Origin of the sequence: Streptomyces sp. NPDC093094 (assembly GCF_044754345.1) — a bacterium.
Taxonomy (GTDB): Bacteria; Actinomycetota; Actinomycetes; order Streptomycetales; family Streptomycetaceae; genus Streptomyces.
The window spans coordinates 273,688-284,429 of record NZ_JBIVOX010000012.1 but is presented as its reverse complement, the minus strand read 5'-3'; the positions used below and the strand labels follow the sequence as shown (position 1 = coordinate 284,429).

The window sequence follows — 10,742 nt, the reverse complement described above, 5'->3', positions numbered from 1 at the left end:
GGCAACGCAATGTTCACGATCGTCGCATCCAGCACGACCATCAACTGCGCCAACGCGATGAACACAAGAGCCTTCCACCGACCCGGATCAGGGACGGGGGAGGCCGGTGAGGCCGGTGATGCCTTGGAGGCTGTTTCAGACATGGGGGTACCCACTTCAGTACTGCGTAACGGAAAAATCGGGACTGGGTCAGACAGGAGGACGCGGTCGGCCACGGCCCGGCGGCGGCCGCCGCGGGCCCGGCAGAGGTGATGACCGCCGTGGAGCGCCGAACTGATCGGTCAGGTCTTGCGCAGGTCCTCCATGGTCAGGGCCGTCCCCGGCAGGGCGGAGCGGGCCGGAGCCCGCAGCCCGTCGAGGAACAGCTGCAGATGACGGTGGACGAACCTGTCGGCGTTCAGGCAGAGGGTGCCGGCCGGGGGCCGGCTGAGCTGGGCCACCGCGACCATCAGGTCACCGATGCCCACGTCGGCGCGGAGCTGGCCGGCCGCCTTGGCGCGGTCCATGATCTCCCCGATGAGCTGCTCGCACCTCAGGCGCGACGCCTCCAGGTCCGGGTGGTTCTTGTCGAAGGTGCTCTCGACCATGGGGCACAGCGCGCTGACCCGCTCGGCGGCGGCGGCGTGCACGAAGCGCTCCAGGGCCTCGAAGGCGTCCCCCGTCTCCGCGAGCGCGTCCTCGGCGGCGGCGACCGTCCGCTCCATGACGGAGCAGACGACCTCACGCACCAGCGCGTCGCGGTCGGGGAAGTTGCGGTACACCGTGGCGTTGCCGACGCCGGCCCGGCGGGCGATCTCGTCGAGCGGTACGTCGGGACCGAACTCGGTGAACATCTCGCGGGCGGCCGTGACGATCCGCTCCCGGTTGCGCAGAGCGTCGGCACGCAGCCGGATCGCCGGCCGCGGCGCGGGGAGGGTCGTCGTCTGCACGGCGTACTCCTTCGGGTCTCGAACCTCTGACGGTCGGGCGGCGATCCGGGGAAAGGATCCCCGTTTCACCGTACGCACGATTAAACGGGGAACGGCTCCCCGGTTATTTCCCGACCTCTGGAAGAATTCATGTGACCTGGATCACGGTTCATCCAGCGCCGATCGCACGATCGGTCTCTTCCAGCGCGCGCTCCCGCGACCCCCGGCACAGGGTGATCGAAAGGGTGCAGCCAGTGACGGGCGGCTGCCTGGAGCGAAGGATCCCTCGCATGCAGCCGCAGCCGACCAGCCGCCGCATACGCCCGCGCCGGGTCGCCACCCTCGCCTCCGTGACAGCACTCACGCTGGCGGTCGGGACCTCGGCGGGCAGCGGCCGGCTGACACAGTCCGGCACGACGTCCGGCCCCGGCCCGGCCCCCCTGGCCCCCACCTCGGCGCTGGCACCCTGCATGATCAACGGCGGGACCGAGGTGCAGATGTCGGAGGGCGTCCCCACCTCCTCGGGCTACACCCGCTCCACCGGCACCGTCCGCGCGCTCACCCTGATGGTCGACTTCTCCGACGCCCCCGGCGAGGGCCGCGCCCTCGACCGCTACCGCGAGTTCCTCCCGCAGACCCGGGAGTGGTTCCGCACCGCCAGCTACGGCCGTCTCGACTACCGCCCCGAGGCGCCGGTCACCCACTGGCTGCGCATGCCGAAACCGTTCCTGGAGTACGGCATAGAGCGCGGCGCGCCCTTCGACCCCGGCTACCGCCGGCTGGTGCAGGACATCGTGGCCGCGGCCGACCCGGAGGTGGACTTCCGGACGTACGACCTGCTGAACGTCCTGGTCACCCCCAACGCGGGGCCCTCCGCCCTGGACACGGTCCTGTCGGTGACGTTCGCCGGCAACCCCGAGGCGCCCGTGGCCGACGGGGCGCCCGTCGCCAACGCCTCCTTCGTCTACTCCCGCCAGGACGACGGCTCCGGCTCCTACGACCGCACCGGCTACCGGGTGCTGCCGCACGAGAACGGCCATGTCTTCGGGCTGCCCGACCTCTACACCCAGGAGGGCGGGGGCGCGGTCGGCCACTGGGACATCATGAGCGAGGACTGGGGGGCCAACAACGACTTCCTCGGCTGGCACAAGTGGAAGCTGGGCTGGCTGGACTCGGCGCAGATCAGCTGCGCGGCCGCCTCCGGGACGGCGGAGTACGAGCTGACGCCGCTGTGGACGGCGGGCGGCCCGAAGCTCCTCTTCGTCCCCCTCGACCGGCGCACCGGCTACGCCGTCGAGCTGCGCACCCGCGGCGGCAACGACGAGGCCGTCTGCCGCCCCGGAGTGCTCGTCTACAAGGTCGACGCCGAGGTCGACACCGGCCAGGGGCCCGTCCGCGTCCACGACTCCCGCCGCGACAGCGGGGGCTGCACCCGCAGCCCCAACGTCCACGCCGAACTCTCCGACGCGCCCTTCGCCCCCGGCGAGACCTTCGAGGACCCCCGCCGGGGCGTCAGGATCACTGTCGCGGCGGCGGACCTGGAGGGCACGTACCGGATCCGGGTGACTCGCAAGTAATAAGCCCCCGAACTCCCCCGTCCCTCGAACGACCACCCGCTACACTGTCGGCGGCAGCGCTTCTCCGCGCCTGCCGCTGCCTTCGTAGCTCAGGGGATAGAGCACCGCTCTCCTAAAGCGGGTGTCGCAGGTTCGAATCCTGCCGGGGGCACTGTGGCCAGGGCCGGTTCTCTCCAGGACCGGCCCTTCGCCGTCTCAGGTACCGTGCGGGACGCCGTCACCCGGAGTCCGCAGGTACCCACCCGAGCCGTCGGGAGGGAAGTGGAGGGGCGGTCGCAACCGATCGCCCGGAGGGCCGGAAACCTCTGACGGCTCAGCTGCGGCCAGGAGAGGACGGCGGGGCTTTCGGGTCGAGCCTCGGAGAAAGCCGGGATGCCCGACGCGGAATCCGGCATACTTCAAGTATGGCCACTCGGAAAATCACCATCACCGTGCCGGAAGAACTTGTCGAGTCGATCAAGGAGCGTGTCGACTCGCGGGGGGTGTCCGGCTACATCGCGGCCGCCGCCGCCCACCAGGACGCCATGGACCGGCTGCGCGAGCTGGCCGAACGCCTTGAGGAAGAGCACGGGCCGGTGACGGACGACGAGCAGCAGGCGGCGCTCGACCGCATCGCCGCCATCGACGGCTGGCATGACGAGGAGCGATCGCGTCCCGGTGCGGCCGCGTGAGCCGTACTGCCCGAGCGAAGCTGCGCCAGCCACAACAACGCGTCTTCGTGTTCGACTCCGAGGCCCTTTCCAAGACGATTCAGGGCGATCGGGAGATGGTCGCGCTGATCAAGGCGGCTCCACGGCTCGACATCCCCGTCGTCACCTCGGCACTCACCACGTTGGAGGCATGGGATCCTCGCGAAACGTCGAGGCAGGCACTGTGGAACTGGGCACTGTCCCGGATCCGCATCGTGCACACGGACGACCAGGTGACCGCCACGGCACGAGACATGCTGAAGACCGCCGGCCTGCACGGACACAAGTACGCCATCGACGCCGTTCTGGCAGCCGTGGCCGTACGGGAAGCCGCGCGGGGAGCCCAGGCAACCGTCTTCGCCTCGGACACCGACGATCTGCGTCAGCTTCTCGCCGGCCGCTCCGTGCGAGTCGAGAAGGTCTGACGAGACACCTGCACCTCACCCGGGCCGCTCGCCGACTTCTGCCGGGTGACCCTCGCCTTCGTCGGGCGACACCCGCCGGCAGGCATTCAGCACCCGTGCATCCCTCCCGATCTCCGCGGTCGGGTACGGCCTCGATGTACCAGAAGCCGCCTGCTTCGTCAGCGTGGCGGAAGTGGTGCCGTAGGTCGGCGCCCTCATCGAGTGCTCGGTGGTACGCCGTGGTCTCGGCCGCGGTGCCCTCCGGGTCAGCCACGAGACCATCGTGTCGGCGAGCACATACGGATGGACCGTTTGACATCCATGAGTGACATCAACGGCGCCGAACGCCAGCGCAACGGGTGGCTCCTGATCAGTGCCCAGGATCGATCGAAACCGACCGGGGAGAACGGCATCGCACAGCAACACCGTTGACCTCGGCAAGAATTCGGTGCCCCCTCGGGCGGGTGCCGCGGGGCCGGGCCCTGGCTCGGCCGGGCTCGGTCACGAGTCGAGGGGGACCCACTGGCGCAGGCCGTCGTCGTCGGTGCCGTACCAGTAGTGGGGCAGGCCCTTGATGCCGCTGGTGCGGAACGGGCGGCCGTGGTCGTCGATGCGGACCGTGCCGGTGCGGCCCTGGGAGGACCAGTCGAGTTCCAGGTACCACATGCAGTCGTAGGTCTCGGTGGTCGCGGTGACCAGCAGCACCTCCGGGTCCTCGGCGGAGACGCGGTAGGGGAACCGCACCACGGGGAGGGGCACTTCGGTGTCGCCGCCGGAGCGTGCGCGGACGATCGGACGGTCGGCGTCCAGGTTCACGGAGAACTCACGGGGCGCCAGGTCGCCGCCGCAGCCCTGGCCCATGGCGTACACGTTGCCGGTGACCGGGGTCCCGCGGCTGACGACGCGGACCCGGAGGGCCTGGAGGACCACGGCCGTGGACGACTTCCCCTGCACCGAGACCTGCACCCTCGTCTGCCGGCCGGGCACCGCCTCCTGCGTCGCCGCCCACGCCTCGGCGTCCTGCTGCACCGGCGGCGGGGGCACCTGGGGCGGCTCCTTGCCGATGACGTAGTCGTGTCCGCAACCGCCCTCCCAGATCTGCGAGTCGGCGGTCCAGGCCAGCGGCACCCCGGCCGGCACGGAGGCGCCGGCCGAGGTGCCGTTCTTCTTGTCCGCCGACGGTCCGCCCTTCGGTCCGGGGCTGTCCGGTGCACCGGTTCCCGTCGTACGGGACCGGCCGGGGGCCTTCGCCACGTTGTCGTGGGACCGGTCGGCCGACAGCGCCGGCAGGCTGCCCAGCGCCGCCAGCAGCGCGGCCGCCGCGGCGGCGCCGACCGCGGTGCGGCGCCGGCGGTACCAGGGCCGTCCGGCCGGGCGGGCCGCGGCCCGCCCGGCCGTCGGCCCGCTCCCGCCCGGTCCGGGTGCACCGGGCGGGAGCGGGCCGGTGCCGGGTACGCCCGCGTCGGGGTGCGGGGACGCGCCGGTCGTGGTGCCGCCGTCGGTGCCGTCCTTGTCGCCGTCCGCGCCCTGCGCCGTCCGGTCGTCCGGACGCGCGGTCCGCACGCCCTCGGCTGCTGCCGGCTCCGCCTCCTCCTCACCCGCTCTCGGCCGCTGTCGTGCCGCGATCGCGAGCAGCCACAGACGGTGCAGTTCGAGGCGTTCCTCCGCCGTCGCCCCGCAGAAGGCGGCCAGGCGCTCCACCGGTGCGTAGTCCTGCGGGACCGCCTCGCCCGCGCAGTAGCGGTGCAGCGTGGAGGTGTTCATGCTGAGGCGCCGGGCCAGGGAGCCGTAGCTGCGGTCCGTGCGGTCCTTCAGGCGGCGCAGCAGCGCCGCGAACTGTTCGACATCGTCCCCGGTCGGCACCGTTACCCCGCTCTCCCCTGCGTTCCCGTATCCCAGGCGGTCCATATATCTGCACGTCAGATGTGCTGGGATGGTTCCACCCCCGCCGCGAGGGCGTCCGGCGTTGCGCCGGGCCGCCGTGACGGCCGATGCTCTTGGTGTCGCACCGACCAGGGCCGGACCGACCGGTCGACGGCAGGCGGTGTGCGACAACACCCCTTTGTTCGTCTATTCGTCCATGGGGACAGCCGTGCCCGGGCCCGCCCGGGCAGGCACCGGCCGCACGACCGGGGCCGCCCTCCGCCACGGGGGTGGGGAGGAAGCCCGTCGCGCACCGACAGCGCCGACCGGCGCGCTTCCGCACCACTCGGACAACGGAGAACACGCATGATCAGCAGGACCCGCGCCGTTCTGACCGCTGGCGCCCTCGCCGTGGCCCTCGGCCTCGGCATCACCGCCCAGGCATCGGCCGGCGCCCCGCGCAGTGTCAGCGGCAAGCCGTCCGACGACATCAGCCGCATCGCCGACTTCTACGGCGCCTACGTCGACTCGAAGGCCGACGAGGACGGCCGCGGCCTCGAGAAGGCGCTGCGCGGCCACTACCTCACCCCTGCCCTCCAGAAGCGGCTGACGGCCTGGGAGAGCCGGGAGCACGCCGACGGCGTCCTGCGCGCCCAGAACGTCCCGCTCGCCTGGAAGGTCACCGACAACGGCACCGTCGGCACCTCCAGGGAGGCCGTCATCACCCTCACCTGGGGCAGCGGCACCACCGAGCTGGTCGTCGGCATGAACCGCACCAGCCACAAGATCGTCCGCATCGGCGACAAGGGCGCGGCAGGCAGGTAGCCGCCGGCCCCGTGCGGTTCCGGGCCGGTCCGGCCGGTCAGTCCTCCGGTTCCCAGGCCGCCAGCAGGGCGAAGACGTGGGGGTCGCCGTCGAGTTCCAGGGAGTGCAGGGCGGCGCGGCCGTAGAGGACCATGACCAGGTCGGCGGCCGTGCCCCGGGCGGAGGCGTCGGAGGGGGTCGCGTCGGTGACGCGGGTGGTCCGGGCGCCTTCGGCGGACAGGCTCAGGCGCCAGGAGCGGCCCTCGGCGGCGTGGAAGTCGACGGTGGCGGGCTTGTGCGGCCAGGGGCTGGTCGTGGCGACGCAGGTGAGGAGGAAGTCCTCGGCGCCGTCCAGCGCCACCTCGGCCGGCAGCGGCTGCGGGACGCCCGCGGCGAGCTGGGCGTCGTAGGTGTGGACCGCGACCTCCTGGAGCTGGTGCCGGGCGACGGCCGCGCAGGTCTGCGGCGACTGCGAGGCACCCCACCACGTCCAGCAGCCGCGGTCCGGGCCGGCCTCCCGCAGCGCGTCGAGCAGGTGCTGCGCCGACGCGGCCAGCCAGTCCAGCAGGGCCTCGCGCTCCCGGGGCGCTGCCGGGCCCTCCGGGGCCGACCTGGCCGAGGCGCCGGGCCCCTCCGCGACGGTCGCGGCCCAGGCTCTGCGCCCCTCGCCCAGGTGCTGCGCCAGATCGAACAGCGTCCACTCGGGGCAGGTCGGCACCTGTGCGTCGAGGTCGGGCGCGGCGGCTATCGCGGCACGGAACGCGGTCGACCGTTCGTCGATCAGCCGCAGCAGGGCAGGGAACTCGAGAGTCTCTTCCACTGCGGCTGTCTATCACCGTGCGTCGCCGTCTGCATGTGAATTTCACGGGCGCCGCAGGGCTGCGCCGCCGTCTCCGCCTCCGCCGCCCGCGTCACCGCTTCCCTCATGTCCCGCCGTCCTCGGGGCCGTCGGGGTACCGGCCGGGCGACCGTGCGGCCCGGCCGGCCGGGGGCGCCGAGGAGGCCGGCCCGGCCGGCTTCGGCGACCTGCCTCGTCAGGGTCGGCCCCGAGGACGCGCTCGTCTCCGTCGCCGTGCGTCCATGGGATCACGCGTTCCGCGGCGCGGGAGGGCTTTCCTTCCGCTCAGAGCAGGTCCGTCCACACGCTCCAGCCCGTCGTGGCCTTCGTGGCACGGGGCTTGAAGGTGCCGGTGCCGGTCGCCGCGAAGAGGTACAGGGCGCCGGAGGAGGACGTGGCCATCAGGTCGGCGTGGCCGTCGCCGTTCGCGTCGCCCGGCGAGAACAGCCTGCGGTACTGCTGCCAGCCGGTGCCGATCCTCACCCGGGCCGAGAACGGCGCGGACGCCGAGCCGGTGCCCGTCAGCCGCCACAGGGTGCCGGAGGTGTCACGGGCCAGCACGTCCGGGCGGCCGTCACCGGTGAAGTCCCCGCCGGAGACGAGGGCGTCGTACGCCTGCCAGCCGGTGGCGACCTGGACGCGCGCGGCGACCGAGGTGCCGGAGCCGTTGCCCGCGTTGAGGTACACCGTGCCGGAGGTCGTCACGGACAGCAGGTCGCCCTTGCCGTCGCCGGTCAGGTCGCCGGGGCCGAGGATCCGGCCGTACGACGTGGAGCCGCCGGCGATCTCGGGGTCGGACAGGGCGTAGTACGCCGGATTCGACAGCCGGCCGGTGGAGACGGAGTGGACGACCAGGTCGGCCAGGCCCACGTCCCGCAGGGAGGACGCGTACGCGAGCCGCGTCGTCGACGGGGGCCAGGCCGCCGGGCCGACGAGCTCCTTGCCGGTCAGCGTGCCGGTGCCGGTCACCCGGTAGCCGTAGACCGACCCGGCGGACGTGCGGGCCATGATCCCGTACTTGCCGAAGTGCGGGTTGTTCCCGGCGCCCGCGAACTGCGTGACCTGGCCCCAGCCCCTGCTGCGGGCCGAGCGGGTGCCGAAGGTGCCCTTGCCGTCGCCGGGGTGGAACCACAGCGCGCCGGAGAAGTCCCTGGCCAGCAGGTCGGTCGTGCCGTTTCCGTCCCAGTCGCCGCCGCCGATGATCTGGCTGTACGACGCCCAGTCGGTCCTCGGGTCCTTGGCGCGGGCGTCGAAGGTGCCGCCGCCGCGGCCCGTGCAGCGGTAGAGGACGCCGGCCGGGGTGCGGGCGAGCAGGTCGCCGTCACCGTCGCCGTCCAGGTCGCCGGCGCCGATCAGCTCGTCGTACTGCTGCCAGCCGGTGCCGATCTGCACCCGGCCGCCGAACGCGCCCGTGCCCTTGCCCGGATAGAAGTAGAGGGTGCCGGCCGGGGTGCGGGCCACCAGGTCGGCACGGCCGTCGCGGTTCAGGTCCCCGGGAGCGGCGATCTTGTTGTAGATCTGCCAGCCGGTCGCGACCGTGCGGTACGAGCCGAGGCCGCCGGGCGTACGGGCGTAGAGGCCCGGGTGGACGCGCAGCGCTCCGCCGGCGCTGAGGGTCAGCACGTCCTGGACACCGTCGGAGTCGAGGTCGCCGGGCGTCAGCACGTCCTTGACCCGGGCCACGTCCGCGTCCAGGGCCATCGTCTCGGCCGTGCCGGTGTTGACGTACAGCCGGCCCTCCAGGTTGCGGTAGACGAGGTCCGACGTGCCGTCGCCGTCGAAGTCGGCCCGCGCGGGGGTGACCGCGTCGGCGTCGCCGGGCAGCGCCACGAAGACGCCGGCCGCGAGCACCGCGGCCGCGGCGGCCAGCACCGAGGTCTTCACGGCCAGGGGGCGGCGGTGTCCGCGGGGTCCGCCGCGCCGCCGGGATCGGGTGGTGAACACGTTCTCTCCCGGGGGTCAGGGGGCGGTGGCGGGCTGTGCGGAGCCGGCCCCGGCGGCCGGGGACCCGCTCCCGGGCTCTCCCGGGGAGCCGGCCGGGACGTCGGTCCGGCGCACGCCCGGCACGCCGTCGTCCACCCGGAAGGCCGCGGCCGTGGTGGTGGTGCCGTTCCGGGTCACCACGGTGGAGACCGCCCTCAGCCGGGCCTCGGCGCCGTCCGCGGTGAAGTCGAGGAGCAGATAGCCGCGCCGGGCGTCGACGGTCTTCCAGTGGGGGTTGTCCGCCAGTTTGGGCGCCCACTCGGCGGCGAACGCCTGGAGGTCCTCGTCGCCGCTGCTGGAGATGGAGGTGCCGACGAACTCCGCGCCGACCACGGCCGATCCGGGGTCGGCGAAGTCCAGCTTGAGGTCGCTGACGATGGTGCGGTGGCGGTCGCCGGACAGCACCACGGGGTTGCGCACGGACCGGAACTCCCGCAGCAGCGCGGCGCGTTCCTTCTGGTAGCCGTCCCAGGCGTCGTAGGACCACTCCTTGCCGGTGCCGGCGAGGAAGTCGGTCTCGGCCATCATCACCTGGGAGGCGACGAGGTTCCAGCGCGCCCCGGAGCCGCGCATGCTGTTCACCAGCCAGTTCCGCTGGGTGTCGCCCATGATGACGCGGCCGGTCTGCTGCGCGCCCGCGGCGGTGGCCGCCTGGTCGTCGCGGTACTGCCGGGTGTCCAGGACGTGCAGCCGTGCCAGCGTGCCGAAGTCGAGCGAGCGGTACATCAGCGCGCCGGAGCCGCCGGGCTTCTGCGCGGTGCGGATCGGCATGTGCTCGTAGAACGCCTGGAAGGCGGCCGCGCGGCGGGCCAGGAACTTCTCCCGGGGCCAGGCCGCGGGGTCGTTCGCCTGGTCACCGGCCCAGTCCTGCTCCACCTCGTGGTCGTCGAACACGGCCACGAACGGTGCGGCGGCGCGCATCGCCCGCAGGTCCGGGTCGGTGCCGTACTGCTCGTGGCGGGCCCGGTACTGCGCGAGGGTGACGGGCGCTCCCCCGCCCTCGTGGCGGCGTACGCGGTAGGAGTAGGCGGAGGACTCGTAGATGTAGTCGCCGACGAACAGCACCAGGTCGGGGTCCTGTTCCCGCATGTCGCGGTAGGCGGTGAAGTATCCGTGCTGCCAGTTCTGGCAGGAGGCGAGCGCGATGCGCAGCCGGTCGGGGGTGCTGCCGGCGGCGGGGGCGGTGCGGGTGCGGCCGGTGGGGGAGGTACGGCCGAGTGCCTTGAACCGGTACCAGTAGGCGGTGGCCGGGGTCAGGCCCCCCGCGTCGACGTGGACGCTGTGGCCGAGGCTGCCGCTCGCGGTCGCCGTACCGCTTTTGACGATCTTCGTGAAGCCGCTGTCGGAGGCCAGTTCCCAGGTCACGGGGACCGAGGGCGGGAGGATGCCGGAGCTGCCCGCGGTGGAGGGGGTGAGCCTGGTCCACAGCACGATCGCGGTGGGCAGCGGGTCGCCGGAGGCGACGCCCAGCTTGAACACCGTGCCGCTCACCGCCGCGCCGGGACCGGCCGGGGCGTCCGGGCCGCCCACCGAGGCCGAGGCGTCGCCCGGCAGGAACTGCCCGGCCGCCAGTGCGCCCGCGGCGCCCAGGGTGACGGCTCCCGCGCCGAGGAACCGCCTGCGGCGTATGCGGTCGTCACCCGGGCCGGCGGTGCCGGTGCCGTAGGTACCTGCGT

The 10,742-nt window shown here is 73.0% G+C and carries 9 protein-coding genes and 1 tRNA gene; 5 read left to right on the top strand and 5 right to left on the bottom strand.

Annotated elements, in window-relative coordinates:
• Positions 1 to 281 precede the first annotated feature (281 nt).
• Entirely contained in the window at positions 282 to 929 is a 648-nt protein-coding gene (locus tag ACIQGV_RS26395; protein WP_402498231.1) for a TetR/AcrR family transcriptional regulator, read from the bottom strand.
• A gap of 269 nt (positions 930 to 1,198) precedes the next feature.
• On the opposite strand from ACIQGV_RS26395, the gene ACIQGV_RS26390 reads away from it, so the two are divergent.
• The 4 genes from ACIQGV_RS26390 (at position 1,199) to ACIQGV_RS26375 (ending at position 3,599) form a co-directional block, all read left to right on the top strand.
• On the top strand, positions 1,199 to 2,485 hold the full coding sequence (locus tag ACIQGV_RS26390; protein ID WP_402498228.1) for a M6 family metalloprotease domain-containing protein: 1,287 nt from the start codon (positions 1,199 to 1,201) through the stop codon (positions 2,483 to 2,485).
• Between the two features lie 78 nt (positions 2,486 to 2,563).
• Positions 2,564 to 2,636: transfer RNA gene (locus ACIQGV_RS26385), tRNA-Arg, on the top strand.
• A 253-nt stretch (positions 2,637 to 2,889) separates the two neighbouring features.
• A complete protein-coding gene (locus ACIQGV_RS26380) occupies positions 2,890 to 3,156 on the top strand; it encodes a hypothetical protein (RefSeq protein WP_402498225.1) in 267 nt (88 codons plus the stop codon).
• The gene (locus tag ACIQGV_RS26375; RefSeq protein ID WP_402498223.1) at positions 3,153 to 3,599 is read left to right on the top strand and encodes a hypothetical protein; all 447 of its coding nucleotides are present in this window, start codon (positions 3,153 to 3,155) and stop codon (positions 3,597 to 3,599) included. Before ACIQGV_RS26380 ends, ACIQGV_RS26375 begins: the two co-directional genes overlap by 4 nt.
• 480 nt (positions 3,600 to 4,079) lie before the next feature.
• Here ACIQGV_RS26375 and ACIQGV_RS26370 read toward each other — a convergent pair whose 3' ends face one another.
• Positions 4,080 to 5,486, bottom strand: a complete 1,407-nt coding sequence (locus tag ACIQGV_RS26370; RefSeq protein WP_402498221.1) for a helix-turn-helix domain-containing protein — start codon at positions 5,484 to 5,486, stop codon at positions 4,080 to 4,082.
• 321 nt (positions 5,487 to 5,807) lie between these two features.
• Here ACIQGV_RS26370 and ACIQGV_RS26365 point away from each other — a divergent pair, with 321 nt between their 5' ends.
• Complete coding sequence (locus tag ACIQGV_RS26365) at positions 5,808 to 6,266, top strand: hypothetical protein (RefSeq protein WP_402498219.1); 459 nt, start codon at positions 5,808 to 5,810, stop codon at positions 6,264 to 6,266.
• Positions 6,267 to 6,303: 37 nt separating this feature from the next.
• Here ACIQGV_RS26365 and ACIQGV_RS26360 read toward each other — a convergent pair whose 3' ends face one another.
• The 3 genes from ACIQGV_RS26360 to ACIQGV_RS26350 all read right to left on the bottom strand — a co-directional run bounded on the left by ACIQGV_RS26360 (position 6,304) and on the right by ACIQGV_RS26350 (position 10,695).
• Positions 6,304 to 7,065 carry a maleylpyruvate isomerase family mycothiol-dependent enzyme gene (locus tag ACIQGV_RS26360; RefSeq protein ID WP_402498217.1) on the bottom strand — a complete coding sequence of 254 codons (762 nt, stop codon included), beginning with the start codon at positions 7,063 to 7,065 and terminating at the stop codon, positions 6,304 to 6,306.
• Positions 7,066 to 7,368: 303 nt separating this feature from the next.
• Positions 7,369 to 9,027: an FG-GAP repeat domain-containing protein gene (locus ACIQGV_RS26355; protein WP_402498215.1), complete on the bottom strand. Its 1,659-nt coding sequence runs from the start codon at positions 9,025 to 9,027 to the stop codon at positions 7,369 to 7,371.
• A 15-nt stretch (positions 9,028 to 9,042) separates the two neighbouring features.
• Entirely contained in the window at positions 9,043 to 10,695 is a 1,653-nt protein-coding gene (locus ACIQGV_RS26350) for an alkaline phosphatase D family protein (protein WP_402498250.1), read from the bottom strand.
• Between the last annotated feature and the right edge of the window lie 47 nt (positions 10,696 to 10,742).